The organism is Bacillus xiapuensis (assembly GCF_002797355.1).
Lineage (GTDB): Bacteria > Bacillota > Bacilli > Bacillales > Domibacillaceae > Bacillus_CE > Bacillus_CE xiapuensis.
The window spans coordinates 319,575-346,154 of sequence record NZ_KZ454939.1; the positions used below are offsets into that span (position 1 = coordinate 319,575).

Sequence of the window (26,580 nt, forward strand, 5' to 3'; positions counted from 1 at the left end):
GGCATGAGTAAGATCGCTCTGCTCCTTTTCAATATACAAACAGGGAGGAATTTTTCATGTCAAACAAACGCGTTCAGCAGTTGCAGGAAAGCTGGGATAATGAGGCGAGATGGAAAGGGGTTACGCGACCTTATACCGCAGAGGAAGTCATTGCACTTCGCGGTTCAATCGATATCGAGCATACATTAGCGCGCCGCGGGGCTGAAAAGCTATGGAACTACTTAAATGGGGAACCTTTCATTAACGCGCTTGGCGCCTTAACGGGCAATCAGGCAGTTCAGCAAGTCAAAGCCGGATTAAAAGCTATTTACCTGAGCGGCTGGCAAGTAGCAGCCGATGCCAATCTGGCCGGTCACATGTATCCAGATCAAAGCCTGTATCCCGCCAACAGCGTGCCGAGTGTAGTGAAACGGATTAATCAGGCACTTCAGCGCGCCGATCAAGTTGCTCAATTAGAGGGCGGTGATGCGATAGATTATTTTGCGCCAATCGTGGCGGATGCAGAAGCCGGCTTTGGCGGACAATTAAATGTGTTTGAATTGATGAAAGGCATGATTGAAGCAGGTGCGTCTGGCGTTCACTTTGAAGATCAGCTGTCTTCGGAGAAAAAATGCGGCCATTTAGGAGGAAAGGTTCTGCTGCCGACACAGACGGCGGTTCGCAACTTGATTGCTGCTCGCTTGGCGGCTGATGTAATGGGGACACCAACCGTTTTGATCGCTCGGACCGATGCCAATGCCGCTGATTTGATTACAAGCGATATCGATCCATACGATGCGCCATTTATTACAGGAGAGCGCACGCCAGAAGGGTTCTACCGAGTGAAAGCCGGCTTGGATCAAGCCATCGCCCGCGGGCTTGCTTATGCTCCGTATGCCGACCTTATTTGGTGTGAAACCTCTGAACCTAACTTGGAGGAAGCGCGCCGTTTTGCGGAAGCGATTCATGAGAGATTTCCTGGCAAGCTGCTTGCTTACAACTGCTCTCCTTCATTTAACTGGAAAGCAAAGCTGGACGAAGACACGATTGAAACCTTCCAATTGGAACTCAGCAAAATGGGCTATAAATTCCAATTCGTTACATTAGCTGGCTTCCACGCTTTAAACCACAGCATGTTCCAGTTGGCGCTCGGCTATAAAAAGCGCGGAATGGGGGCGTACTCTGAGCTTCAACAATCCGAATTTGCCCTGGAAAAAGACGGATACACGGCTACTCGTCATCAGCGTGAAGTTGGAACCGGCTACTTTGATCAAGTATCCATGGTCATTTCAGGAGGAGAATCTTCCACAACCGCTCTGAAAGGCTCAACAGAAGAAGAGCAATTCCAAATTCAAAAGTAACCCATACACAGAAGCTGTCCCGTTTACGGGACAGCTTCTCAGGCTGCCATTAAAGAAAATATTGCTATGAGGATACAGAGAAGCCGGACGTATTTTTTCATCGGTATTCCACCTCAACACAAGTATAGCAAAACCACAAATACTTTCAATTTGGCAATATAACATAATAGCCTTTATGTTGCATTAGTTCCCGTTTGTGACAGCGGACCGAAAATCAGAAAATATATTAGCTTTTCATTAAATCGGTTTCCTTTTCTATGCCTGTTTCTAAGCTAAAGTTAGGTGGTATGTCTAGTTGCTTATCTTCTTCCTGTACATCACATACAGTATGGTTCCAAATAAAAACAGTCCAGTGTTGATCCACGCCAAGATGCCGGACCATTCGCTGCCAAAGACAGTTGATCCTAAAAATGAAGCTAGAAACATCAATAGGAACAGAGCGTATAACCCAGTAACAGCTTTCATCTGAATTACCTCCTTTACCTTAATTCTATCGCACTCCTCCCCGTCCGATAAGTCTACTATTTATCGATAAAACGAAATAGTATCGCCCTTGACGATACTATTTCGCTTATATTTAATAGAGACTATTTAGGCACACCTAGAAACGCAGCGAATAGCATCACTTGTCCATAGCGCAGCTACTTGAGAAAGAGCAGTCACGCAGACTGGATTTGGACCAAATACACAGGAGACGCCTGCTACAGTAATAATCGTATAGCTCAACCACTTAGGAACAGCGGAATTGTCCAGGCATCTGTCCAAGCAACTAGAAAAACTGGTGATTCCGAACGTTGCTTCCTCACCGCAGCTTGAGCCTGGTGCTGTCGTGGTATCCAGATAAGCGTTGAAACTCTGCTGGAAACTGTCCGAAGCAACATCTACTTTTTTCCCAAATTCATTTGTCATCCAGCCAGATACAAACGCATTGTCGCTGGACCTTACTATGTAGTCGCCGGTGACGACTTCATTTTGCAGCATAATGACTTGCTTCAATCCGTCTTCCAAATCCTCAACCTTCAGCAACTGACTTGTAACCGTACTTGCGTCTTCATCAGCTATCGTGAAAATCGCGTGACTCAGTTCACTATCGATAGAAACACGGTCGCTCTTAATCTTATAAATTACTGCTGTCACATCGGATTCTGGATACAGAAAGACGCCTGGCTCGTAAAACTCGATCTTGTCTTCTTTAAATTGTTTCTCCAACTTTTTCTTATCAGTTTTTACTAGCTTTTCAGCCGCTTTGATCTCCTTTTCATCCGTGACTTGCTCGAATGTTCCAGCATCGATCGTAGTCGAATTGGCATTGGTATTGGCAGAAAGCGACATGAAGATCAAACAGAAGATTGAAAAGCTTTTCAGAAACATTCTCATGCGTATTACCTCCCAAAGTTATTCAGTTCTTTAAGCAATAGGGCAGAAGAGTCATGTGACTGACCTAATAAAGACGAGATTTAAAGAATATAAGACAAAACCTCCTTTATTGAGCTCTTTGATAAGGGGATAAAGAAGTATAGGTTATAATCACCATACAATCCAATATTATCATATATATGTAAATTAATTAGATATTTCCCTTTTTAAGGGGTTCCGTCAGGAAAATGTGGATTTAAAACGATAAGGTGAATTATCCTAATGCGAGATATGTATATTAGACATCCAAATCCCATGATGCCTAATAAAGCAATTCATTATCAATAGCGTAAACCCTAATGGTACAAGGCTTTTTCTTTTAACGTTGTAAATTGTCAAAATCCTGACGCTACCCCAAATAACAGGAAAAGACCAAAAAGAATTAGATGATTTGTTAAATAAAAAGTATGAAGGCAAAGGTTTTCATTTTAGTGTAGAAGATATTGATGAAGAGACACTTTCTTCTCTCCAAGTAGGACGAAAAGTTAAAGTTACTTTTGACAAATACGGGCACTCTGCGCCGATGGCTGCGCATGCTACTAAGATAGAAGTTATAGAAGAGTAATAAGCTTAAATTTTTAAATCCGTATTTTGGGGACACTTCCCTTTGTAGATATGACCATATAAACTGTATGCATTCTAATTACATCAAATTTTTACAATAAGCACACCAGAAAAACCAGGATTCTTTTTTAAAAGAAGAATCCTGGTCAGGCTGTCGAGACTTTCTCGACAGCTTCTATTACTCTATTTGAAGAGAAGGTTTCTGGAACAACAAAAGATCGTGAGCAACTTCAAAATATGTTAGAGGATTTACAGGAAGGTGACATTATTTATGTTACAGACTTAACTAGGATTACTCGTAATACGCAGGATTTATTTGAATTGATTGATTTAATACGAAGTAAAAAGGCAAGCTTAAAATCACTCAAGGATACATGGCTAGATTTATCAGAAGATAATCCATACAGCCAATTCTTAATTACAGTAATGGCTGGTGTTAACCAACTAGAGAGAGAGCTTATCCGTATGCGTCAACGTGAAGGGATTGAGCTGGCTAAGAAAGAAGGAAAGTTTAAAGGTCGGTTAAAGAAATATCATAAAAATCACGCAGGAATGAATTATGCTGTAAAGCTATATAAGGAAGGCGGTATGACTGTAAATCAAATATGTGAAATTACAGATTTTCCGAACAAGAAAGCCCACACAGGTCGCAGACCGTCTTTAGACGTGGGATGATAGTGAGGTCAAATACGGAGTACCGCATTTAACCGTAAGGTTTTGCGGTACTTCAAGTATTGGAAAACTCCACTATATTTATTTTTATATATTTGTTGTCGTTTATAGTGAAAACTGATAAAAATATAAGTATGGAAGATTATAGAAGAACTACTACAACCGTATCATTCATTAACTATCATTTTGTGTTTTGTCCTCGGTACAGAAGAAAAATATGGGTATTCGGATTTTATGGTGGAAAAGGGCTTATATTCCACCCTTCTCCAATTTCTTAATTAGTGTGGAAAAATCAACACCATAGTTGTCTGTTATGTTGTGGTCTGTCACTTCATACCAATTGAGAGTTTCGTATAATATAGCTTTGCTGAACGCACTCGAATTAAAACGTGGCTTACGTCTCTTATGTAGTTTTTCATTAAAAAGTATTTTGGCTCGTAAGGCTTCAAAGGAGTAACCTCTACCCATTCGTTCTACTTGCCTAATAATACTATTAATGGACTCTGTATAAGCGTTAGTGAGCCTTTTATCGAAGTAGTTGAAGATTTCATCCTGCCAGTTGTCTACAGCTCTAACAAGGTCTTTATATGCGTCTTTAGAGTTACTGGATAAACAACGTTGTCTCCAATATCTATAACGATCCATCCCCTCGTCAGAATCATCTGTATCCCATATCATGTAGAACTCTTCTTTAATTTCATAGGCTTCTTTTAGGTCAGAGCTATTACTTAACCAAGTATCTAAAAGAAATGAGTCTCTTTCATTCAAGTCATGCTTTCGTTTAAGAAGGATATACCTTTCACGCATAAGGGTACGCCTTTCTTTGGCTGTCATATTGGCTCTGAGAGACTTCCTAACATTATCTAATGCTTGATTAGCCATTCGGACTACATGAAACTTATCTACAACTACTTTAGCGTGTGGCAAAACAGTATTTACTGCATCTTTGTAAGGCTTCCACATATCCATTGTGACGTATTCAATGTAATGCCTATCACCAATCTCTGAAAGCCTTTGTATAACAGTATTCTTATTACGATTAGGCTTAATATCAAAGATGGTTTTACGTTCAACATTAGTCAATACAAGACGAGGTTTACGGATAATATGTATTTCATCTATTCCAAGCCATTTAGGAGTCTCAAATTGGTATTCTTGTTCTTTAAATGCTACATAGTCCTTAAAGACGTTTCTTACGGTCTTTTCGTCTACACCGACGCTTTCAGCGACATCCACAAAGGTCTTGGACATAGACTGCTCTTCAATGGACTTTAACAACCTTTTAGTCATGCTACGTTTTTCGTCAATAGAAATAAGACGTTCCCAAAAGGTAGAACCACATTCACGACATTTATAACGTCTACGCTTTAGTTGTAAGCCCACTCGCTTCAAACGAATGGGCAAGTCCATAATTAGTTGCTTTCGTGAGTCATGCCTATACAACTTATCAAAACCACATTCAGGACAACGTTCAGGCGGTTCGATTGCTTCCACTTTAAACATCATATCGCTTTCATTTTCTTGTGGTGGTTCTGTTGTTTTAAGATCTGGTAGTAATAATAAGTCTGACATACTGTTCATCCTTTACTACTCGTAGTGTTACGATATTAATTATCTTTCATTGAATATCCTACGTAAAAAAGGTTATCCCATTGATGCAGGGATAACCTTTTCATTATTCATTTATGCAGTAGCACAGCTACAATCTTTGCACTCACAGACTTCATCAGTACAGTTATCTACACATTCTTGACTGCAATAAACTTTTCCTTCTACTTCTACTTTGTTTTCACCAAGAAGACAATTACAGCTTGGTCTCGCACATTTTTCCATACCAAACTCCTCCTTATTATTTTGGTAAATCCTCGGTTAAACACCAACCTTGGTCTAAAAGACTAACGACACAATTATCAACAATTCGGTACCGAATAAAATTGCCTTCACGATTATTGCGAACGATGCCTTTATCGACCAATCGTTGAAGTTGGTTGGAAATGGCTTGAGGTTTCATTTCAAGCTGTTCTGCTACCTCACTAACAGATAAATTTGGTGTTCGAATTAAAGTGTGCAATATTCTGAGTCGAGTCCCATTAGAAAGTATTTTAAAGGTCTCACTTAAACCCTCAGCGTTATCTGTATCTAACAAGGGGCGTTCCGTTAGTTTTGGTTTTGGTGTACACCAGTTTTCAGCCATTATTTCCTCCTCCATTTCACAATTACATTATATAGTGTAATAGTTTTTGTGTCAAGACGTTTATACAGTGAAATTCATAATATAAGCATCTTTTTTATCAGTACGTTATGACACCTTTACAATATAGTAATTTATTTCCCTTGCACTGACTATTTAAATTTTTTTCAACCTATAATCACCTGTGTTTGTGTTTGATTGGAACTATTATTTTCCTTAGTATTCCACTAAATAATCCGATTTAACACTAACTGTTTTTAAATTATTAAAATAGTAATTCCACTATATATTCCGAAGACCCAAAAATATTTCTTGACAACAAGGTAGAAAAGAGATTCAAAGAAATGGTGCACGAAATATGCGAACCACTAAAAATACAAGTGATTGCTTTAGAATGTGACAAAGACCATGCACACATGTTTCTCAATGTACTACCTACACTAAGCCCTGCAAACATCATGGCAAAAATCAAAGGAGTGACATCTAAACAGTTGCGAGAAGAATTTCCGCACCTGCGACACCTGCCAAGTTTGTGGACACGTTCTTAATTTGTTTCTACTGCTGGAAACGTATCAAGTCAAACTATAAAGCGATATGTTGAACAACAAAAAACAAGGGGGTGAAATCATGTCACAAACAATCACTGTAAAAATCAAATTGCTACCTACTAAAGAACAGGATTTGACTTTGACCGAAATGAGTAAAACATACATTTCAACAATCAACGATCTTGTGTCTGAAATGGTAAAAGAAAAGAAAAGCACTAAGAAAACAAGTAAAAACATTGGTGCTTCTTTGCCCAGTGCGGTGAAAAACCAAGCAATTAAAGATGCGAAAAGTGTTTTCAAGAAGGCAAAGAAAACAAAATTTGAAACCATTCCAGTCTTAAAGAAACCTACGTGTATCTGGAACAACCAAAACTACTCTTTGGACTTCACTCATATTTCACTGCCGATCATGATTGACGGTAAAGCCAAGAAAACGCCTATTCGGGCTTTATTAATTGATAAGGAAAATCGAAATTTCAATTTGCTGAAACATAAGTTAGGCACATTGCGTATCACGAAAAAGTCAAATAAATGGATCGCACAAATTTCTGTCACTACGCCTACTCCTCAAAAAACGGGATTCAAGGTTATGGGAGTTGACTTAGGTTTAAAAGTTCCGGCTGTTGCAGTAACTGATGACGGAAAAGTGCGTTTCTTTGGTAACGGCAGACAGAATAAATATAAAAAGAGAAAGTTTCGTTCTGTTCGTAAAGCATTAGGCAAAAAGAAAAAATTAAATGCTATCCGCAGTTCAAAAAACAAGGAACAGCGTTGGATGAAAGATCAAGACCATAAAGTAAGTCGTGCGATTGTTAATTTTGCTAAAGAAAATGAAATCTCTGTCATTCGTTTAGAACAATTAGCGAATATCAGACAGACGACAAGAACAAGTCGTAAAAACGAAAAGAATTTGCATACATGGTCCTTTTATCGTCTATCTCAATTTATTGAGTACAAGGCCAAGTTAGAAGGCATTAAGGTTGAATATGTGAGTCCTGTTTATACGAGTCAAACATGTCCTAACTGTTCTGAAAAGAACAAAGCACAAGACCGCAAATACAAGTGTAAATGCGGATTCGAGAAACATCGTGATCTAGTAGGTGCTATGAACATTCGATGTGCACCTGTGATTGATGGTAATAGTCAATCAGCATAGGGAACTATAGGTTCTGCCCTATGAGGGGCAATGAGATGCCCTCATCTTGAAGGCTGTTCAAAACAGAAATGGACTGCGAACGCTTAGTCATTCAAGAATCCCACCCGTTTAACCGTAAGGTTTAGGGCTTGCGTCTTTAGACGTGGGAGTCTCAAAAGTGTGTCTAGGGCATCATTATATAGAAAGCTATCGGAAGGGAACTAATAATCACTCTTTATTCCATTAAGGGTCAGTCTATCGAAATAGTAAATGGGTGCTTTCTTGTTGACAATTTATAAAGTTTGGTATACTTTATAAACAACTTAAAAATCGGTAGATGTTTATTTTCGCCTTTATAAAAAAATTAGACCTTTAGCATTCTTTTAATATTTAATATTGACTGGATGAAAAAGTATCCTAAATAAAAAAGGAAGAGTAACGTAAATCGATTTATTTCATAATCAAGGGGCTAAATTAAAATTAAACCAATGTTTTCTTTAGAAGGAAATTAAAACATAAAGTAAAATGACCTATAAAAAGGTAGCTCTTCAAAAAACTTCGCATGAAGTTAGTTGAAGTGAAGCCGACAATTTTCAAGATTCAATGATTTAAAATCATCATTGAATTATTGAAGTTGTCGGCTTTTTTTATTGGAAAATAACATGTAACTAATAATTGAAGTAAATAACCTGGAAATAAAATCACCTTCATTAAAAGGATTTTTTGTACGTTAATGTCATAAAAAGGGAGAATTTGAAATGTTAGTTTCACTGAGTTCGTCATCATGGTTAACATTATTTTTTATTATGCTTATTGCATCTGGTCTAAGTGGACTATTGTTTTTACATCCACGAGTACCCTTAAGTTTTGTTCGCATTCATATTGGAATCGTTGCTTTACCGCCATTGATTTCCTTATTGGCTCTAGCTAATACCACTGTGGACGTAATTATTGGTCCTTGGTCCTTGGATTCCTTAGCTTGGTTAATGGCTTTCTTTGTACTTTCAATTGGTTTAATCATTCAGCGTTTTTCTGTACATTACTTAATGGGAGATCACTCTTATCGTAAGTATTTTATACTTTTTACATTCACTACAGGTGTTGCTTCAATTACATGGTTAAGTGGTGACCTCCGCTTGATGGTTATATCTTGGGGAGCAACCCTTGCCGGTTTAATCTTACTTATTAGGTTAAATAGTGGATGGAAAGTAGTTAGTGAAGCAACCAAAGTTTCTGGTCGATTATTTATATTAAGTTGGTTTTCTTTGTTACTTGCAATGATTTGGCTTTTTAAAGTTACTGGTGAATGGCAGTTATCATTAGCTCTAACAAATGAAAACTTAGCTCAACTTGGAGCATGGGAGAAAACAGGGGTTAATTTATTGATAGTATTAGCAGTGATAATTCCTGCAGCCCAATGGCCTTTCCAAAGATGGTTAATTGAGTCTGTTGTTGCTCCGACTCCTGTTTCTGCGATTATGCACGCAGGGATAGTAAATGCAGGTGGGATTATGCTAACTCGATTTTCACCTCTTTTTAATGGGGATATAGCATCGATAATTTTACTTATTCTTGCAGGCATTTCTGTATTAATTGGGTCTGGAATTAGTTTAGTCCAGGTTGACTATAAACGTCAGTTATTAGGCTCCACGATTGGACAAATGGGGTTTATGCTCATTCAGTGTGCATTAGGTGCGTATTTAGCAGCCATTATTCATCTTATATTACATGGTTTGTTCAAAGCTATGCTGTTTTTACAGGCTGGTTCTGCAGTACGTCGTTTCGAAGTTTCGACTCGCGTTAATGAAAAGTCATCTAAATTATGGATCATGAGTGGCCGGACTTTAGGCTTAGTTGTCGGGGTTACTTTTTGGCTCATGGCTCCTGGAGAGGGTTATCAATTGATTAGTGCTCTAATCTTAGGGTGGTCATTGTCTGTTTCTTGGACACAGCTCGTAGCTTTTGGAGAGGGGAGAATTGGTAGAATTGCTGGTTTATCATTTTTAGGAGGATCTGCCATCGTTTATTTTATCATTCACAACCTCTTCTATGAATGGTTGCATACAACCGTTTATCAAGGTGTCCAACCTCCGATGGCAGTTGTCATCATTGTCTTATGTCTCTTACTATTTGGCAGTGTTATAGGTACATGGGTAACTCGTCATTGTTCTACTGTTTCCTTTGCGGTTCTTTATCTTTGGTTAGTAAGATTAGGTGAAGCAAAACCAAAGTCAGTAGAAAGTCACCCAAGCTACCTTAAACAATATTTATCTCAAGGAGGTAGTCGGTGATGAGTGTGACATCCGTATTAAAGAAAGATATAAATATTGATGTTCAAGAAAGGGATTTTAACGTTTTAGTTGAATCAGCTAGCCGGGTTATTGCCCCGCTATCGCCAATTTCTGCGTTTGCTGCACGTAATCCCTGGATGGGACTTGAAAACCAATCTTTTCATCAGGTTGCAGTGTGGTTAAAAAATATTCGTGGTGTTGATATATACCCTAGTGCTTCTATGATCCTTTCGGCAAAGAGTAAAGGTGAGATTGATGATGCTTTTGTGAAAGCAGGACTACTGCGTTGGCTTGATTCACAGTCCTTTAATATACCACGGGACGTGGCAGAGCGATACTGTCTTACTGCACTAAAATTAGATACATTACCATCAAACTTCTTATCATCACATGAGCTGGAAAAATTAGTAGAGGGATTTAGTGTTCTGAATACGGATAGTATCGAGGATTTTTTAAAGCAACCAATAAGTTCGCATATAAAGAATCAAGATGGTGAAAGATTAATAAATATTCTCGATTATCATGTTATCAAGTGGTGTAAGTTATATCTTGATGAATCTCAGGCAGGTTGGACAATGCCTAATCGTGAGAAAGGTTTCTATAGTGCTTGGCAGCGTCTCATTCAATATGATCCGGCACTTAGTAAAAATCAACGTAAAAGTTTTAGAAATTGGCCCCAAGAGGCAAATACGGCTTTAAAAGAAGCTTTAACTGCACTAGAAATACCAGGATCAGAGATACAGACTTATCTTGAAGGCCATTTGCTTTCCTTACCTGGGTGGGCAGGAATGATGCTTTGGCGCTCCCAACAATCGAGCCATGAACGTGCACTTCTAACAGAATATTTAGCAGTTCGACTTTCCATGGAATGTGTTCTCATAAAGCCTTACTTACCTTTGTCCAATCAAAGCACTAAGAAAAAAGTTTCGATTACTCCCCTTTTAGCATCTTGGATTCATTGGGGGGACCTATCCATCGAGGAATGGTCACAGATGTCTGCCGCTGAACAAAGCGAATATTTATTATTTGCCTATCGTTTTGATGAGAATCTTCGCAAGAAGCTTTGGTTGGAAGCTTGGGAACAAACATACATTGAGCGATTAAGTGAGAAGATTGTCTCTAAACAACGTGTGACCAACGATAAAAAATCTGTTTTAGCCCAATTAGCATTCTGTATTGATGTACGATCAGAACCTTTTCGTCGTCAACTTGAAAAAGAAGGTCCGTTTGAAACGATTGGAATTGCTGGTTTCTTTGGCTTACCGATTGCAACTAGTGAACTTGGTAGTAATCACACCCATTCATCCTTGCCGGTTATGCTAAAGCCTAAACATCACATAAAAGAATCAGCGGGTGAAAAAGAGCTTTATTCTTACCAACAACGCAAGCAGGCAGCAAATTCATTAAGCTATACATTTAAAATGATGAAACAGAATGTACTTGCGAGCTTAGTTTTACCAGAAATAAGTGGACCTTGGCTTAGTCTGCAAATGGTAGCACGAAGCTTTGTGCCAAGAAGAGCAGGTCGTTTCATTCATAATCTTCGTAAGACCTGGTTACGCAAACCTGATACAAAACTCTTACTTAATCATGTTTATGACGAAAAGGCGGGGCTACCTGTTGGCTTTTCTAAAGAAGAAAAAGTGAACTATGTGCGTCAAGCTCTAAAAGGGATGGGGCTTACAGAGAATTTCGCACCATTAGTCGTGATATGCGGACATGGTAGTCAAAGCAACAACAACCCTTATGCTGCATCTCTTGACTGTGGTGCCTGCGGTGGGGCGGCAGGTGGATTCAATGCTAGGGTTTTAGCTACTTTATGCAACCTTACAGAGATAAGAGAAGTGCTTTCTGCTGAAGGAATAGAAATCCCTGAGGAAACTGTTTTTGTAGCCGCTGAGCATAACACAACAGTGGATGAATTACACTGGATTTATGTTCCTGAACTTTCTGAATCTGCACAAGAAGCATTTGATCATATCGAAGCTATTATGCCGAAAGTGAGCCATAATGCAAATGCGGAGCGTCTAGCTCAATTACCAAATTTCAAATCAAAATTTAAAAATCCAAGTGCTGAGGCACACCGATTTGCGGAAGATTGGAGTGAGATTCGTCCGGAATGGGGGCTAGCGCGGAATGCATCTTTTATTATAGGCCAACGTGAATTAACTCAGGATTGTGACTTGGAGGGTAGAGCCTTCCTTCATAATTATGATTGGAAGCAGGATGAGAGTGGTGATCTGCTAGCAAACATCATTGCAGGACCAGGAACGGTTGCCCAATGGATTAATCTACAATATTATGCTTCAACGGTAGCTCCTCATTATTATGGTAGTGGAAATAAAAGAACACAAACCGTAACAGCAGGTCTTGGCGTTATGCAAGGGAATGCAAGTGACTTGTTAAACGGACTACCTTGGCAATCCGTCATGGAATCGGATTACGAGGCTTATCATTCTCCTCTTCGCTTGCTGATTGTCATCCAAGCACCTAGTGAATATGTAAAACGGTTATTAACTAATGATTTAGCGTTTCGAGAAAAAGTTCAAAATGGATGGGTTAGACTTGCTAGTGTTGATCCAGAAGGACGTTGGGAAAATTGGCAACTGCAAAAATAAATATTTATCAAATGATATGTTACTCAGTTAAAAAATTCATAACAATAAAGAAAGGGTGTACAATATGGATTTAAATAAAAATAAAAAAGCTTTATTGTTAACGGATATCGAAAGTGGATTGGAGCCTCTCCTACAACAAGTAACTAACATTCAACCAGAAAATATGTTAATGATACAAAGCTATGGCACCGTAATCTCACATCCTTATGGAGATATAATGAGATCTGTTATCATTGCTATTTATCAGGAAAATGTCGAGGAGATTTTTATTGTAGGAACAAAAGATAAGAGGACTACCACAGTTAATGTACAAACTCAATTTGAATCAATGAAAAATAAAATACAAACATTAGACTATCTTTATCAACATTGTATGCCTGAATTTTCAGGTGGTACAGTTGATGAATGGCTAAATGGAAATGAAAATATCATTGACAGTATCGAAAAGAGTGTTGATGTCATTCGTCACCATCCTTTAGTACCGTCTTATGTTAAAGTTTGTGGTTTAATAGTTAATAATAAGGAGGGAAAATCCTCAATTGTGGAGATTCCTACTAATAAAACAGCGGGAAACTGTCCAACCTTTTAAAAAGTTCTTAAAAGATTCTATAAAAGTCCCTAATAAGATCAATATAGACCTGTTAGGAACTTTTTCTGGAGAGATAAAGGATAGGCTGACTCCCTTAGAAACTCTCTGGAAAAAGCAAGAATGGGAGTGGATGAACTTGGTCTCCCTCTTGAAATAGCTAGTAAAGGAAGTAATAGACTATTTTTTGTTCTATAGGAGATGTATCGTTTATGAAAATATCTAAAGGTTCTTATGAAGCTGAAATAAGTAAGGCCATTACTCAATGGGAAAAAGACTTTCTTGGACGTGGGTCTGTATCTGTTAAAACAGATATATTACGGGATATGATAATTGTGAATTTACAAGGTATTTTAACACCAGCTGAATATACTGTTTGTGAAACAAAAGAGGGACTGTTAACTATTAAAAAAACTCGTTCGGAATTAGTTGAATCAGGTATAGAAGATCTTAAGAATATTATATTAACTATAACTGGAGAAAAAGTGAAAAGCTTTCATACTGATCTAAGCTCTCGTACTGGTGAACGAGTTATGGTATTTAAATTATTTAATAATCTTGAGAAAAATCTTTTTATGTAAAAAATAAGTGGAAGTGTTTAGCAACTTTCTCTTCTTTTGTTTATAGTTATTGCACAGTACAAAAATACATTGTTCTTTTTGCTCATTATGAAGTTTATTAAAGGATGATAATATCTCTTAATTGGTTAAGCCTCCCTTTTCAACGATTGCGCGCTTTTCTAGAGTAACGGAAAAAAGTCCAATTTCTCCATTTTAATACTGAGAAATTGGACTTTTTAATATTGTAAGTTCCTTAACGTTGTAAATCCGCACTTTCCTGACAGTGCCTCTATTATTTCAATTGTTCCGCCAGCTGGGCTTCCATCTGATCAAAGGATCGCTGCACGTTTTTGTGAGGATGATTTGTTAATAGACTCACGATCACGACGGCCATGAAACTAATGAGAAAGCCAGGAATCATTTCATACATTAAAGATTTCAAGGATGGTGTACTAATCCAGATCATAACCGTTACCGCTCCGGATATCATTCCTGCAAGCGCTCCCCACTTAGTCATTCGTTTCCAATAAAGGCTCAATAGAACAGTTGGCCCAAAAGCGGCGCCAAATCCGGCCCAAGCATTCCCGACGAGCGAAAGAATGGTGTCATTCGGCGTGTACGACAGGATGATACCGACTGCCGCTACTGCAAATACAGCAAGTCTTCCGATCATAACCAATTCCTTGTCTGTGGCTTGCCGGTGGAGAAAGGCTTTATAAAAGTCTTCCGTCAACGCACTGGACGTGACAAGCAACTGAGAAGAAATCGTACTCATAATCGCCGCTAAAATGGCCGATAATAAAAAGCCGGTAATGAGCGGATGAAACAAGATCTCTGAGAAGAGAATGAAGATTGTTTCAGGGTCTTTAATTTGGATGTTATTCACTGATAGGTAAGCCACGCCAACTAAACCGGTTGCTAAGGCGCCAACGATAGAAATTACCATCCAGCCGATGCCAATTCTTCTGGCGGTTTTTAGTTGCTTCACAGAGGTAATCGCCATAAATCGCACGATAATATGCGGCTGGCCGAAGTAGCCTAATCCCCATGCAAGGAAGGACATAATTCCTAAAATGGAAGTGCCTTTGAATAAATCCATCAAGCTTGGATCAATCGCGTGAACTTCTTGCAGAGTAGAAGAAATGCCGTCTAATTCGGTAAACGCGACTACAGGAACAAGCACTAATGCAGCAAACATAATACAGCCTTGAACGAAATCGGTTAAACTGACGGCCAGAAATCCGCCAAATAGCGTATAACAAATAACGACTCCAGCTGTTACGAATAGCCCCACCTTATAATCCATTTGAAAGGCTGACTCGAATAGCCGCCCGCCGGAAACTAACCCTGCCGATGTGTAAAGTGTGAAGAAAGTGATGATAACTACTGCAGAAACGAAGCGCAGTATTTTGGTTCGGTCAGAAAAGCGGTTTTCAAAATAATCGGGGATAGTAATCGAATCGTTTGCAACCTCTGTATATGTGCGCAAACGAGGGGCGATTAAGAGATAATTCAAATAGGCACCGACCGTTAAACCAATGGCAATCCAAGCGCTGGACAAACCAGTTGCAAACATGGCTCCGGGCAGCCCCATCAGCATCCAGCCACTCATATCGGAAGCGCCGGCTGATAATGCAGTAACAGCAGGGCCAAGACCGCGCCCGCCCAGCATGTAATCGGATAAATCGGACGTTTTTCTATAAGAATACAGACCGATCGCCAGCATTCCGATGAAATAAATAGCTAAAGATATGAAGATTTCTACACTCACCAAATCTCTCCTTCATGAAAATAGTTATAACAATTTCTAACCCTAACAAAGAATGCCGCGTCATTCAAGGAACCTAAAAGCGGAGAAAGGGAGGAGAGACCTATATACGAACATAATGAAAGCGATTACATAAAACGAAAAAGTAAAATGATTCTAAATATTCAAAACAAGAAAAAGAATCTGTGCGAACAATGCTATTCGAATAAAGTGGAGCGTGGTAAAATAAGCTTTGTGCGAAGGAAGAGACTCTTCTGCTTTATTGCTATGAAACCGGATTATTTGATAAGATGAAGAGTATTGTAGAGTGTCGAAATATACGGAGGTGAATGAACTTGACACGTATTACAGAAGAACAAGTGAAACATGTAGCGAATTTAGCGCGTCTTGCTGTGACTGAAGAAGAAGTAGAGAAATTCACTTCTCATTTAGATGCCATTATCTCTTTTGCGGAGCAATTAAATGAGTTGGATACAACAAATGTAGAGCCGACATCACATGTTTTAAATATGAAGAATATTATGCGCGAGGATAAAGCTCAGCCAGGATTGCCGCAGGAGGAAGTATTGAAAAATGCTCCAGACCATGAAGGCGGACAAATCCGCGTGCCGTCGATAATTGAGTAGGGAGGGAACACGATGACATTATTTAATTACAAGCTGACAGAGCTTCATGATCTTTTACATAAAAAAGAAATCTCCATCCCAGATCTAGTGGAGGAATCCTACAAAAGAATTGAAGAAGTGGAAGACAAGGTTCAAGCGTTCATTACTTTAAATGAAGAGCAAGCACGCAAACAAGCGGAAGCGCTGCAAGCCAAAATCAGCACCGATGAGGCGAAAGGGCTTTTGTTCGGCATGCCGATTGGAATTAAAGACAATATCGTCACCAAAGGATTGCGGACAACAAGCGGAAGCCAAATGCTGAATAATTTTGATCCGATTTATGATGCGACGGTCATGGAGAAACTTCATGCCGCGCAAACCATTACGATCGGAAAATTAAATATGGACGAGTTTGCGATGGGCTCGTCTACGGAAAATTCCGGATACCATAAAACGTATAACCCTTGGAATTTGGACTGCGTGCCGGGCGGTTCCTCAGGCGGATCTGCGGCAGCTGTAGCCGCAGGAGAAGTGCCGTTTTCTTTAGGATCTGATACAGGCGGCTCCATTCGCCAGCCAGCTGCCTTCTGCGGAGTAGTTGGATTAAAGCCTACATACGGCCGGGTCTCCCGTTACGGATTGATTGCCTTTGCTTCTTCGTTAGATCAAATTGGGCCGATCACCCGCAACGTGGAGGATAACGCCTATTTATTAGAAGCGATTTCAGGATTGGATCCTCACGATTCCACTTCAGCTGATGTCGCTGTTGATTCTTATGCACAAGCGCTGACCGGCGATGTGAAAGGACTGCGGATTGCTGTACCGAAGGAATATCTGGGAGAAGGCGTTTCGGACGATGTGCGCCAATCCGTTTTAGAGGCGCTGAAGGTGTTAGAAGGCATGGGAGCCACATGGGAAGAAGTATCACTTCCGCATTCTAAATATGGTGTAGCCACTTATTATTTGCTCGCCTCATCAGAAGCCTCCTCCAACCTGGCTCGCTTCGACGGCATCCGTTACGGTTATCGCACGGAAAATGCAGAGAATTTAATCGATCTCTATAAAAAAACTCGTGCAGAAGGGTTTGGCGATGAAGTGAAGCGCCGGATTATGCTCGGTACATTCGCTTTAAGCTCCGGTTATTATGACGCCTATTACAAAAAAGCCCAAAAAGTACGTACATTAATTAAAAAAGACTTTGAAGATATTTTAGAACAATACGATGTGATCATTGGGCCAACCGCGCCGACGCCAGCTTTCAAAATCGGCGAAAACATTGATGACCCATTAACGATGTATGCCAATGATATCTTGACCATTCCGGTAAATCTTTCCGGCGTTCCGGCTATTTCCGTACCATGCGGATTCTCTGGCGGCATGCCGCTCGGTCTGCAAATCATCGGAAAGCATTTTGATGAAAAGACGGTCTATCGCGTGGCTCATGCCTTTGAACAGGAAACAGACTTTCATCAGAAAAAACCAACATTGTAAGGGGTGAACAGAATGAACTTTGAAACGGTCATTGGATTAGAAGTCCATGTAGAGCTTAAAACAGAATCAAAAATCTTTTCTTCGGCGCCGGCTCACTTCGGTGCTGAACCTAATACAAATACAACAGTGGTCGACTTAGGTTATCCAGGCGTGCTGCCCGTAGTCAATCGGCGCGTCGTGGAATTTGCGATGAAAGCGGCAATGGCATTAAACTGTGAGATTGCTTCTATTACTAAATTTGACCGCAAAAACTACTTCTACCCCGATAACCCGAAAGCTTATCAAATTTCGCAATTCGATAAGCCGATTGGCGAGAACGGCTGGATTGAAATAGAAGTCGGCGGTAAAAAGAAAAAAATCGGCATTACGCGCATTCATATGGAAGAAGATGCCGGTAAATTAACGCACACAGGAAACGGCTATTCTTTGTGTGACTTTAACCGCCAAGGAACACCGCTTATTGAAATCGTATCAGAGCCGGACATTCGCTCTGCGGAAGAAGCTTATGCTTATTTAGAAAAGCTGAAGTCTATTATTCAGTACACAGAAGTGTCTGATTGTAAAATGGAGGAAGGTTCTCTTCGCTGTGACGCCAACATTTCATTGCGTCCGTTCGGACAAGCGGAGTTCGGTACGAAAACGGAGCTAAAGAACCTCAATTCATTTAACTTCGTTCGCAAAGGCTTGGAATATGAAGAAAAGCGGCAAGCGGATGTATTATTATCCGGCGGTGTGATTGAACAGGAAACACGCCGTTTTGATGAAGCGTCAGGAAAAACGTTATTAATGCGCGTTAAAGAAGGCTCTGATGATTATCGCTATTTCCCCGAACCGGATCTGGTGGATATCCATATTGATGAGGAGTGGAAAGAGCGGGTGCGCGCTTCCATTCCAGAGCTTCCGGATGAGCGCAAAGAACGCTATATGAATGAGCTTGGCTTGCCGGCCCACGATGCCAAGGTGCTGACCATTACGAAAGAAATGGCGGACTTTTTTGAGGCAACAGTTGACGCAGGCGCAGACGCGAAGCTTGCATCTAACTGGTTAATGGGAGAAGTGTCGGCTTATCTGAACGCCGAAGCCAAGGAATTGAATGAATGCGCCTTGACACCGGAAAGCTTAGCCGGAATGATCCGCTTAATTGAAAAAGGAACGATTTCTTCGAAAATCGCCAAAAAAGTATTTAAAGAGCTCATTGAAAATGGCGGAGATGCTGAGAAAATCGTGAAAGAAAAAGGGCTAGTCCAAATTTCGGATGAAGGCGCCCTGATGAAATATGTAACGGAAGCATTAGATGCCAATCCGCAATCCGTTGAAGATTTTAAAAACGGAAAAAGCAAGGCCATCGGCTTCTTAGTCGGCCAAATCATGAAAGCGACTAAAGGACAAGCAAACCCAGCTGTTCTGAACAAGCTATTAATGGAAGAAATCAAAAAGCGCTAGCAAATAAAATGCACTCCTTAATTAGGAACTGCGCTTTGTTATAATAAGGGGATTTTTACAGATCAACCGTCTCCAGCCGGGCGACTCTTCGCTTATGCAGGCTGGAGACGGTTTTTTATTGTCCGGCCGCAAGTCTGGTAGGGTGAAGGCAGAGAATAGACGGCTAAAGTGATCATCAAAAGTAAGAATTTTCTTTCATCCGTGCTGCTGAAGGAAGAAATAAGGCTCTTCCATTCAACGCCTTAGTCCCTTGCATCTGGCAGCCTGCATGCGGGATCGGGCTGCTATTCCGAGTTGACGAATAAGGAATTAAAGTTTAAAGTATATATAACTCATAAAAATAATCGGGATTGAACAGGAGGGATCAAAATGAAAGAACAGTATCGTGTGATACCTGGTGCTGAAGCGTTTTATTTTGAAGGTAATGAAATAGGTATTATACTTTCACATGGCTTTATGGGAACCCCGCAAAGTGTGAAATACATTGGGAAAGGTCTGGCGGCCAAAGGGTTTACTGTTTTAGCTCCACGGCTCAAAGGGCATGGCACGCATCCTCTCGATATGGAAAAATGCCGCTATGAAGATTGGTACGAAAGCTTTCAGCAAGCTTATGGCACGCTGAAAGCCCAAGAGAAGCAAGTGTTTGTATTGGGCCAATCGATGGGAGGCACACTAGCTCTTAAATTGGCTTCTGAATATCAGGATATCGCGGGGATCATCACGATCAATGCAGCTTTGGCACTTCCGTCCTTTGATTATTTGAAGTCAACGCCAGCCCCGCGATTTATTGATGAGGGACCGGCGGATATTAAAGCTGCGGACGTTCAGGAAATCACCTATGATCAAGCGCCTGTACGTGCTATTCGTGAATTGCAAAGATTAATGGTCGAAGTGCCGGGCTGTTTCTCTCAAGTCACTGCCCCTGCGCTCTGTATCAAATCCTTCATTGATCATGTGGTCCCTCCAGAGAGCACGGTGTACATTTATCAATCGATTGCTTCTAAAAACAAAAGCCTCGTAACATTGCCGAATTCCTATCATGTTGCTTCAATGGATCATGATAAGGATTTGATCATCGAGCAAGCGGCGAGCTTTATTCTGGAGCATGCATCGGTGCAGCCGCGCGCGACGGCACAATGAAGATTGCTCAGTAAAGGGAACAAGGAATGTCCGTTTGGACATTCCTTGTTCCCTATGGCGCGCGGAATGCGGCGGCTATAATGGCAGCGGCCTGTTTGATTTCGTTATCGGAAACCGTAAGCGGCGGAAGCAGGCGCAGGACGTGTGTGCCCGCCGTTAGCAGCAGAAGCCCCCGCTCACGGATTGCGGCTACATAAGGGGCGGCTTCTTCGGTCAGCTCAATGCCAATCATGAGCCCTTTTCCTTTTATTTTCTTTACTTGCGGCATGAGGGAAAGCTCCGAATTCAGCGCAGCGGCCAACTGTTTCCCTTTTGCTGCTACTTGCTGCAAAAATGTTTCTTCAAAAACAGTTTGCAGCGTAACTTTCGCTGCAGCGAGAGACACAGGGTTGCCGCCGAAAGTGGAACCGTGTGAACCTGGTGAGAAAGCGCTCGCCAGTTCCTTTTTGCCGATGATGGCTCCGAGGGGCAAACCGTTGGCGATGCCTTTGGCGGTGGAGACGATATCAGGATCTAATCCCGCATGCTGGAAAGCGAAAGCTTTCCCAGTTCGGCCAATGCCGGTTTGCACTTCGTCTACAATAATCAAGGAACCATTTTGCTGGACGAGTTCCGCAGCTGCTTGCAAAAATTCATCTTCCGCCGCATGGATGCCTCCTTCTCCTTGAATGACTTCAAATAGAAGTCCCGCTGTGTCGTCATCCAATGCGCATCGGAGCGCTTCTAAATCATGTAAAGGCACATATTCAAAGGTAGGCAGCATCGGGCCGAATCCTGATTTGATCTTATCCTGTCCTGTCGCAGCCATAGTGGCAAATGTCCGGCCGTGAAATGAGCTGATAAACGTAATTATTTTGCTTCTCCCGGTTGCTTTGCGCGCCAGCTTAATGGCTGCTTCATTTGCTTCCGCACCGCTGTTGGCGAAAAAAACAAGGTCCAGGCCAGAGGCATCAGCCAGCTGTTTAGCCACTTCTTCCTGCAGTTCGCTTTGGAATAAATTCGAAGTGTGCCAAAACTGATTCAGCTGCTGTTCGACGGCTGCTTTGACTTGATCGTTGACATGGCCAAGATTGCAGACGCCGATGCCGGAGGTGAAATCCAAATATTTTCTTCCGCTGACATCTGTCAGCCACGCCCCTTTAGCCGCTTGCGGGGTCACGTCCCAGCGTTTGTAGGTTGGGAATAAGTGGCTCATAGGATCACCTTCTCTTTCATAAACTTTGTTCCATACCACTGTCCATTCTGATAAAAAGATTTTTTCCCGGAAACGATATGCACGTCACCAGCGTGATGGGTTAAGGCTTTTAAGGCAGATTGGACTTTCGGAATCATTCCGCCCTGAATCACTCCGTTGGTGATCAGTGCTTTCGTTTCTTGTTCCGTTAGCTGAGAAAGCAGTTTCCCCTCCTGTAAGACTCCATCTACATCTGTGACGATTAGAAAATGGTCGGCATTCAAGGCGTTGGCAACCGCGCAGGCAGCATGATCAGCATTCACATTTAACACGGCGCCATTAGGACCGGATGCCAGCGGAGTAAGGACGGGCATCAGCTTCTGGCTGCACAGCAGCCGGATAAAGGTGCTGTTGACTTTCGTGACATCGCCGACAAACCCAAGCTCTTCTTGATTGATGAAGTCCGCTTCGAGCAGGGCGTTGTCGCTGGAATTGACGCCAATTGCCGCGATTCCATGCGCTTCAAGCATGCGGACCAGCTTGCGGTTTAAGCTGCCGGCAAGGGCCAGTTCAGCTGTTTGCAGCACTTGTTCCGATGTGACGCGCAAGCCGTTTTTAAATTCGCTCTCAACTTGCAGAGCCTCAAGCATCGCATTAATCTCGGGGCCGCCTCCGTGAACAAATACAATCGCATGTCCGCTTTCCGATAATTCTTTCATGCTGGCAAAGAAAGCGTCATCTAACTCATTCAGGACACTTCCGCCGCATTTGACAACAATGGTTTTCATAATATTCTCCTTTTTAGAAAAAAGCGCAAGGAGCCGCTCGCGCTGACTCCATGGCTTTAATGATTAAGTCCGGTAGCTAGCGTTTATTTTGATATAATCATATGAAAGGTCGCAGCCCCACGCCCGGCCGCATCCGTCCCCTGTGTGTAAATGAACGGTGATTTTAACCGTATCGCCTTTAAAATAATCCGTGAGTTGTTTTTCTGAATAACAAACGACTTCGCTTTGTTCAAGGATTTTTTGATTGCCGATCGCGATATCGATCCTGTTTGGATTGAGCATGATATTGGCCGAGCCGATTGCGCTAATGATGCGTCCCCAGTTAGCATCCGCGCCGAAAACAGCTGTCTTCACAAGGTTGGAACCAACGACTGCTTTGGCGGCTGTCCGGGCTTCTTCGTCATTAAATGCTCCAGATACTTCCACTTCTACAAGCTTCGTTGCCCCTTCTCCGTCTCTGGCAATCATTTTTGCTAATGTTTCACTCGTCTTCTTGAGCATAAATAAAAAGGCAGGCCAATCGCGATGCTCCGGAGACAGCGGCTGGTTGCCGGCAAGTCCGCTGGCCAGCACCATCACGGTGTCATTGGTGGATGTATCACCGTCTACCGTAATCTGGTTAAAGGTTTGATCGGTCACTAACCGCAGAGCCGCCTGCAAATGCTCAGAAGCAATGGCCGCATCAGTTGTGATATAGGCAAGCATCGTAGCCATGTTCGGGTGAATCATGCCAGACCCTTTCGCTGCGCCGCCCATCGTGACCGTTTGGCCATCTATTTTCGTTTGAAAGGCGCATTTTTTAGTTTGTGTATCCGTGGTCAGAATGGCTGTTTCAAATGGCTCGGCATTCTGTGAATGCAGCGCTGGCGGCAGCTGCTGAATGCCGGCTTTTATCTTCTCCATTTGCAAATATTCACCAATCACACCCGTAGAAGAAACAGCAACATAATGCTCGGGCAGGCCGAAAGCTTTCGCTGTCCATTGCCGGGTTTCATAGGCATCCTCCAGCCCTTGTTTGCCGGTGCAAGCATTGGCGCAGCCAGAATTGACAAGAATGGCCTGCAGTTTATTCTCCAAGGAAAGACTGTCCTGAGTGACTTTAAGGGGAGCAGCCTGGAAATGACTTGCCGTATAAACAGCAGCACATTCGGCCGGCACCTCGCTGAAGAGGATCCCTAAATCATTTCTTGCTTCGCGGACGCCCGAGCAGACCCCCGCCGCCATAAAGCCTTTTGGGGAGAGGATGGACCCCGCTTGAATTTCATATAAAGGAGCTTCTTTTATCGACTGTATCTTCATTCGTTTGCCTCCTACGTTAAGATTATGGGTACAGGGGAAAGTTTTTTAATCCGGCCGTTTCCTCCAGTCCAAACATGAGGTTGGCGTTTTGCACGGCCTGGCCGGCGGCTCCCTTCATTAAGTTATCAATGACAGCGACTATCGTAAGGCGCCCGGTCCGTTCATCTGCATCCATGCCGATATCACAGAAATTGGAGCCCGTGACCGCTTTAATACTCGGAAATTCACCGATCGGGCGAATTCGCACGAAATGATCGCGGGCATAGGCTTCTTCATATAGCCGATGGATATCCCGAGTGTCCAGCCGCCTTTTCATGGGGGCGTAAATCGTTGTCATGATGCCGCGGGTAACAGGCAGCAAATGAGCAGAGAAGGTAATCGGACCAGTTTGTGTATGCCAGAGATTCAATTGTTGTTGAATTTCGGGAATATGCTGATGCTGATTGACCTTGTAAATTTGAAAATTATCGTTCATTTCAGCAAAGTGAATGTTTTGCGACAATCCGCGGCCCGCTCCAGAAACGCCTGATTTGGCATCGATGATGATCCACGCCGGGTCAATGATTTCCGCTTGCAGCGCCGGAGCAATTCCTAACAGGGCGGCTGTGGGGAAACAGCCTGGATTGGAAAGGAGATTGGCCGATTGAATTTGATCGCGGTTCCATTCAGTTAAGCCATATACCGCTTGCTGGAGAACGGCAGGAAGAGCGGGTTCTTTTTTGTACCACTTTTTATAATTTTCTGGATCTTTCAAGCGCAAATCACCTGATAAATCAACGACTTTCGTTCCGTTTTTAAGCAGCTGAGGAGCGAGGCTTGCGGAAGCGCCTGAAGGAACAGCCAGAAAGACAACATCCGCTGTTTGAGTGATTTCTTCCGGTTCGATTTGCACCAGCGGCAAAGCACAAATATCTTGAAGATGCGGATAATCCTCCGTAACGGGCACTTGATCTTTGCTTGAAGAGTAAATGGATTGAAGGTGGAATTCCGGATGATTGGATAAAAGCCGTATAAGCTCAATTCCCCCATAGCCAGAAGCACCAATGACAGCAGCTTTCATGTTAGCCTCCTATTGCATAATTATTTATAGAATTAAATAATTATTAGTGTTTTTTTATAATTATAAGATTGTCAATCCTTGAAATCAACCACTTTTAGAAAATATCCGTAGAATATGCGATAATAATATAGAGAGACACAGAAAAAGGATTTTGATCAAGCATCTCGAATAACCAATAAGGGATGAGATTTCTAAGAATGATATGGAGGAAGCAGCCATGAATTTGATGGAGTGGTTTGAAAAAGGAGTTTCACCGGATGATTATATAGAGCAAATGAAAACAAATCAGGAAAACGTTAAATATATTCAGTCTTCCTTTCACATTCAAAAGGAGGAAGCATCCTTCTTGGCAAGACTGAAAGAGGAGAATTTAAAGGCGATTGTGCTGACGGAAGACTGGTGCGGGGATGCGATGATGAACATTCCGATCTTTCTGGAAGTGGCCAAGCATGCTGGAATAGAGGTCCGTTTTCTATATAGGGATGAAAATTTGGAGTTAATGGATCAGTATTTAACGAATGGAACGTCTCGAGCGATTCCGATTATGATCTTTATGAATGAACAGGGGGAAGAGCAAGCGATATGGGGGCCGCGGGCTGCAGCAGTGCAGGAGCTGGTCAACAGCAAGCGCTCAAGCTTGCCGCCGCTTGATCATGAAGATTTTGAAGCCCGGCAAACGGAGATGTTTCGCGAACTGACGGATGCATTTCTTCATGAAAAGGGATTGTGGCAGGAAGTGTACCGGAGTATAAAGACGGCATTGACTGAAAAGCTATTGTAAAAAGGGACAGGCATCGGGAGCGCACTTCCTGGCCTGTTTTTTGTCTGGATCAGTGCTTTGCAGGGGGGTTTAGCCCGCATGCAAGATTCTCCCTTTAAGAAAGGAAGAGGAAGCAAGAGGCTGAGCGGGAAATCACGGCACCTGAATGCCTGATTCGTTCGGGTCTGTACGATGCAGGTGACAAAGGCGTTGCGATAGCAGCCTTTATTCTTCTTTTCAGCAGGACGAAAGAAGCCCCAATGTTTGGAGCTTCACTTTCATTCGTTTTTTGAAAATGGATAAACACCAGGATGAAGGAGGTGAGAGGATGGATGCCGTATCCAGCTATTTGCAGCGATTGAGAATTGGAAAGGAACAACCGAGTTTAAATTATTTGCAGCGGCTGATCCAGCACCATTTGTCGTTTATCCCCTATGAAACGTTCAGCAAATTTCATTATTACAATCAAAACCACAGGGATATCCCCAGCTTTTCAGTCTATGTTAAGAACTTGGAAGATAGGGGCTGGGGAGGCACCTGCTATTCACTAAACGTGAACTTCGCCCGCCTATTGCAGCGGCTTGGATTTACTTGCTCGTTTGTTCGCGTGCTGCCGGGGCATGCCGCTATTATGGTGATCATGGAGGGGAGAAGGTTTTATGTCGATGTCGGCTACGGTTCCCCTATTATCCGCCCCATTGAGCTAGAAAGCCGGCATCGCCACGTTCTGCATGGATTTGGGGAAGAAATCATTTTTACCAATCGAAATGAGAAAAACTTTTTACTTGAACGGCGCGCCAACGGCAAAACATTTGTGACGAAGCAAATTCATTGGCTTCCGCTCACGGAAGAAGAGCTGAAGGAGGACATTTGTGCCTCCTACCAAGATGCGGATCACAACATTACGATGCGCCGGATATCGGCTGTCCGCTTTAATGGAAATGACTGCTACTTTTTGAGGAATCATACGCTGAAGGTGATCAATTACCGCCATATTAAAGCCCGTCATTTTCAGGAGAAAGAGCAATGGAAGAAGGCGGTTGCGGAATCCTTTCAAGTGGACGAGCAAGCATTGGAGGAATCCATTCTCTTTTTGGAAAAAAGGGGCGTAAGATTGTTTGCAAAATAGCT

At 42.0% G+C, this 26,580-nt stretch carries 22 protein-coding genes and 3 pseudogenes; 16 read left to right on the forward strand and 9 right to left on the reverse strand.

Annotation, left to right across the window (positions count from 1 at the left end; genetic code table 11):
* Positions 1-56: 56 nt before the first annotated feature.
* Entirely contained in the window at positions 57-1,340 is a 1,284-nt protein-coding gene (aceA, locus tag CEF20_RS01610; protein ID WP_100330195.1) for an isocitrate lyase, read from the forward strand.
* Positions 1,341-1,631: 291 nt separating this feature from the next.
* Here the strand turns inward: aceA and CEF20_RS16470 are convergent, their stop codons facing one another.
* Together CEF20_RS16470 and CEF20_RS01615 are read right to left on the reverse strand one after the other, a co-directional pair.
* Positions 1,632-1,805 (reverse strand): hypothetical protein, encoded by a 174-nt coding sequence (locus tag CEF20_RS16470; RefSeq protein ID WP_156994644.1) that lies wholly within the window; start codon positions 1,803-1,805, stop codon positions 1,632-1,634.
* A 126-nt stretch (positions 1,806-1,931) separates the two neighbouring features.
* A complete protein-coding gene (locus CEF20_RS01615; RefSeq protein ID WP_100330196.1) occupies positions 1,932-2,717 on the reverse strand; it encodes a hypothetical protein in 786 nt (261 codons plus the stop codon).
* A gap of 382 nt (positions 2,718-3,099) precedes the next feature.
* Between CEF20_RS01615 and CEF20_RS01620 the strand changes: the two genes are divergently transcribed.
* The 3 genes and pseudogenes from CEF20_RS01620 to CEF20_RS01630 form a co-directional block, all read left to right on the forward strand.
* Positions 3,100-3,321 (forward strand): DUF3221 domain-containing protein, encoded by a 222-nt coding sequence (locus tag CEF20_RS01620; protein ID WP_269799224.1) that lies wholly within the window; start codon positions 3,100-3,102, stop codon positions 3,319-3,321.
* A gap of 182 nt (positions 3,322-3,503) precedes the next feature.
* Positions 3,504-3,995 (forward strand): annotated as a pseudogene (locus tag CEF20_RS01625) (recombinase family protein); the annotation flags it as partial.
* A gap of 131 nt (positions 3,996-4,126) precedes the next feature.
* Positions 4,127-4,216 (forward strand): annotated as a pseudogene (locus tag CEF20_RS01630) (IS200/IS605 family transposase); the annotation flags it as partial.
* Between the two features lie 25 nt (positions 4,217-4,241).
* Here the strand turns inward: CEF20_RS01630 and CEF20_RS01635 are convergent.
* Positions 4,242-5,564, reverse strand: a complete 1,323-nt coding sequence (locus CEF20_RS01635) for an ISL3 family transposase (RefSeq protein ID WP_041846675.1) — start codon at positions 5,562-5,564, stop codon at positions 4,242-4,244.
* Positions 5,565-5,841: 277 nt separating this feature from the next.
* The gene (locus tag CEF20_RS01645; protein ID WP_041846673.1) at positions 5,842-6,186 is read right to left on the reverse strand and encodes an ArsR/SmtB family transcription factor; all 345 of its coding nucleotides are present in this window, start codon (positions 6,184-6,186) and stop codon (positions 5,842-5,844) included.
* 299 nt (positions 6,187-6,485) lie between these two features.
* Between CEF20_RS01645 and tnpA the strand changes: the two are divergent.
* The 6 genes and pseudogenes from tnpA to CEF20_RS01680 form a co-directional block, all read left to right on the forward strand.
* Positions 6,486-6,806, forward strand: a pseudogene (gene tnpA, locus CEF20_RS01650) (IS200/IS605 family transposase); the annotation flags it as partial.
* Positions 6,807-6,810: 4 nt separating this feature from the next.
* On the forward strand, positions 6,811-7,887 hold the full coding sequence (locus CEF20_RS01655; protein WP_100330199.1) for an RNA-guided endonuclease InsQ/TnpB family protein: 1,077 nt from the start codon (positions 6,811-6,813) through the stop codon (positions 7,885-7,887).
* Positions 7,888-8,624: 737 nt separating this feature from the next.
* Complete coding sequence (locus CEF20_RS01665) at positions 8,625-10,157, forward strand: NADH dehydrogenase subunit 5 (protein WP_100330200.1); 1,533 nt, start codon at positions 8,625-8,627, stop codon at positions 10,155-10,157.
* Positions 10,157-12,775 carry a DUF2309 domain-containing protein gene (locus CEF20_RS01670; protein WP_100330201.1) on the forward strand — a complete coding sequence of 873 codons (2,619 nt, stop codon included), beginning with the start codon at positions 10,157-10,159 and terminating at the stop codon, positions 12,773-12,775. The genes CEF20_RS01665 and CEF20_RS01670 overlap by 1 nt, the downstream gene beginning before the upstream one ends.
* A 64-nt stretch (positions 12,776-12,839) precedes the next feature.
* The gene (locus CEF20_RS01675; RefSeq protein WP_100330202.1) at positions 12,840-13,364 is read left to right on the forward strand and encodes a carbonic anhydrase; all 525 of its coding nucleotides are present in this window, start codon (positions 12,840-12,842) and stop codon (positions 13,362-13,364) included.
* 209 nt (positions 13,365-13,573) lie between these two features.
* Positions 13,574-13,942 (forward strand): Na-translocating system protein MpsC family protein, encoded by a 369-nt coding sequence (locus tag CEF20_RS01680; RefSeq protein WP_100330203.1) that lies wholly within the window; start codon positions 13,574-13,576, stop codon positions 13,940-13,942.
* A 271-nt stretch (positions 13,943-14,213) separates the two neighbouring features.
* Here CEF20_RS01680 and putP read toward each other — a convergent pair whose 3' ends face one another.
* Positions 14,214-15,692: a sodium/proline symporter PutP gene (gene putP / locus CEF20_RS01685; protein WP_100330204.1), complete on the reverse strand. Its 1,479-nt coding sequence runs from the start codon at positions 15,690-15,692 to the stop codon at positions 14,214-14,216.
* Positions 15,693-16,024: 332 nt separating this feature from the next.
* Here putP and gatC point away from each other — a divergent pair, with 332 nt between their 5' ends.
* The 4 genes from gatC to CEF20_RS01705 all read left to right on the forward strand — a co-directional run bounded on the left by gatC (position 16,025) and on the right by CEF20_RS01705 (position 20,368).
* Positions 16,025-16,315 (forward strand): Asp-tRNA(Asn)/Glu-tRNA(Gln) amidotransferase subunit GatC, encoded by a 291-nt coding sequence (gene gatC, locus CEF20_RS01690; protein WP_100330205.1) that lies wholly within the window; start codon positions 16,025-16,027, stop codon positions 16,313-16,315.
* A 12-nt stretch (positions 16,316-16,327) separates the two neighbouring features.
* On the forward strand, positions 16,328-17,785 hold the full coding sequence (gene gatA, locus CEF20_RS01695) for an Asp-tRNA(Asn)/Glu-tRNA(Gln) amidotransferase subunit GatA (RefSeq protein ID WP_100330206.1): 1,458 nt from the start codon (positions 16,328-16,330) through the stop codon (positions 17,783-17,785).
* Positions 17,786-17,797: 12 nt separating this feature from the next.
* Positions 17,798-19,228 (forward strand): Asp-tRNA(Asn)/Glu-tRNA(Gln) amidotransferase subunit GatB, encoded by a 1,431-nt coding sequence (gatB, locus tag CEF20_RS01700; RefSeq protein WP_100330207.1) that lies wholly within the window; start codon positions 17,798-17,800, stop codon positions 19,226-19,228.
* 369 nt (positions 19,229-19,597) lie between these two features.
* On the forward strand, positions 19,598-20,368 hold the full coding sequence (locus CEF20_RS01705) for an alpha/beta hydrolase (protein WP_100330208.1): 771 nt from the start codon (positions 19,598-19,600) through the stop codon (positions 20,366-20,368).
* Positions 20,369-20,420: 52 nt separating this feature from the next.
* Here CEF20_RS01705 and CEF20_RS01710 read toward each other — a convergent pair whose 3' ends face one another.
* The 4 genes from CEF20_RS01710 to argC form a co-directional block, all read right to left on the reverse strand.
* On the reverse strand, positions 20,421-21,563 hold the full coding sequence (locus CEF20_RS01710; RefSeq protein WP_100330209.1) for an acetylornithine transaminase: 1,143 nt from the start codon (positions 21,561-21,563) through the stop codon (positions 20,421-20,423).
* Complete coding sequence (gene argB / locus CEF20_RS01715) at positions 21,560-22,330, reverse strand: acetylglutamate kinase (RefSeq protein WP_100330210.1); 771 nt, start codon at positions 22,328-22,330, stop codon at positions 21,560-21,562. Before argB ends, CEF20_RS01710 begins: the two co-directional genes overlap by 4 nt.
* A 63-nt stretch (positions 22,331-22,393) precedes the next feature.
* On the reverse strand, positions 22,394-23,629 hold the full coding sequence (gene argJ / locus CEF20_RS01720; RefSeq protein ID WP_100330211.1) for a bifunctional glutamate N-acetyltransferase/amino-acid acetyltransferase ArgJ: 1,236 nt from the start codon (positions 23,627-23,629) through the stop codon (positions 22,394-22,396).
* A gap of 22 nt (positions 23,630-23,651) precedes the next feature.
* Positions 23,652-24,689, reverse strand: coding sequence for an N-acetyl-gamma-glutamyl-phosphate reductase (gene argC / locus CEF20_RS01725; protein WP_100330212.1), 1,038 nt, complete (start codon positions 24,687-24,689; stop codon positions 23,652-23,654).
* A 217-nt stretch (positions 24,690-24,906) separates the two neighbouring features.
* Here argC and CEF20_RS01730 point away from each other — a divergent pair, with 217 nt between their 5' ends.
* Complete coding sequence (locus CEF20_RS01730; protein WP_100330213.1) at positions 24,907-25,470, forward strand: thioredoxin family protein; 564 nt, start codon at positions 24,907-24,909, stop codon at positions 25,468-25,470.
* Between the two features lie 307 nt (positions 25,471-25,777).
* Positions 25,778-26,578: an arylamine N-acetyltransferase gene (locus CEF20_RS01735; protein WP_100330214.1), complete on the forward strand. Its 801-nt coding sequence runs from the start codon at positions 25,778-25,780 to the stop codon at positions 26,576-26,578.
* Positions 26,579-26,580 lie beyond the last annotated feature (2 nt).

Coding starts and splice junctions, on each gene's coding strand:
- CEF20_RS01670 (WP_100330201.1), top strand. CDS start 10,157: ATGAGTGTGACATCCGTATTAAAGAAAGATATAAATATTGATGTTCAA.
- CEF20_RS01655 (WP_100330199.1), top strand. CDS start 6,811: ATGTCACAAACAATCACTGTAAAAATCAAATTGCTACCTACTAAAGAA.
- CEF20_RS16470 (WP_156994644.1), bottom strand. CDS start 1,805: ATGAAAGCTGTTACTGGGTTATACGCTCTGTTCCTATTGATGTTTCTA.
- gatB (WP_100330207.1), top strand. CDS start 17,798: ATGAACTTTGAAACGGTCATTGGATTAGAAGTCCATGTAGAGCTTAAA.
- CEF20_RS01680 (WP_100330203.1), top strand. CDS start 13,574: ATGAAAATATCTAAAGGTTCTTATGAAGCTGAAATAAGTAAGGCCATT.
- CEF20_RS01635 (WP_041846675.1), bottom strand. CDS start 5,564: ATGTCAGACTTATTATTACTACCAGATCTTAAAACAACAGAACCACCA.
- CEF20_RS01735 (WP_100330214.1), top strand. CDS start 25,778: ATGGATGCCGTATCCAGCTATTTGCAGCGATTGAGAATTGGAAAGGAA.
- CEF20_RS01730 (WP_100330213.1), top strand. CDS start 24,907: ATGAATTTGATGGAGTGGTTTGAAAAAGGAGTTTCACCGGATGATTAT.
- CEF20_RS01705 (WP_100330208.1), top strand. CDS start 19,598: ATGAAAGAACAGTATCGTGTGATACCTGGTGCTGAAGCGTTTTATTTT.
- aceA (WP_100330195.1), top strand. CDS start 57: ATGTCAAACAAACGCGTTCAGCAGTTGCAGGAAAGCTGGGATAATGAG.
- CEF20_RS01615 (WP_100330196.1), bottom strand. CDS start 2,717: ATGAGAATGTTTCTGAAAAGCTTTTCAATCTTCTGTTTGATCTTCATG.
- CEF20_RS01675 (WP_100330202.1), top strand. CDS start 12,840: ATGGATTTAAATAAAAATAAAAAAGCTTTATTGTTAACGGATATCGAA.
- CEF20_RS01710 (WP_100330209.1), bottom strand. CDS start 21,563: ATGAGCCACTTATTCCCAACCTACAAACGCTGGGACGTGACCCCGCAA.
- argJ (WP_100330211.1), bottom strand. CDS start 23,629: ATGAAGATACAGTCGATAAAAGAAGCTCCTTTATATGAAATTCAAGCG.
- CEF20_RS01645 (WP_041846673.1), bottom strand. CDS start 6,186: ATGGCTGAAAACTGGTGTACACCAAAACCAAAACTAACGGAACGCCCC.
- CEF20_RS01665 (WP_100330200.1), top strand. CDS start 8,625: ATGTTAGTTTCACTGAGTTCGTCATCATGGTTAACATTATTTTTTATT.
- gatA (WP_100330206.1), top strand. CDS start 16,328: ATGACATTATTTAATTACAAGCTGACAGAGCTTCATGATCTTTTACAT.
- argC (WP_100330212.1), bottom strand. CDS start 24,689: ATGAAAGCTGCTGTCATTGGTGCTTCTGGCTATGGGGGAATTGAGCTT.
- argB (WP_100330210.1), bottom strand. CDS start 22,330: ATGAAAACCATTGTTGTCAAATGCGGCGGAAGTGTCCTGAATGAGTTA.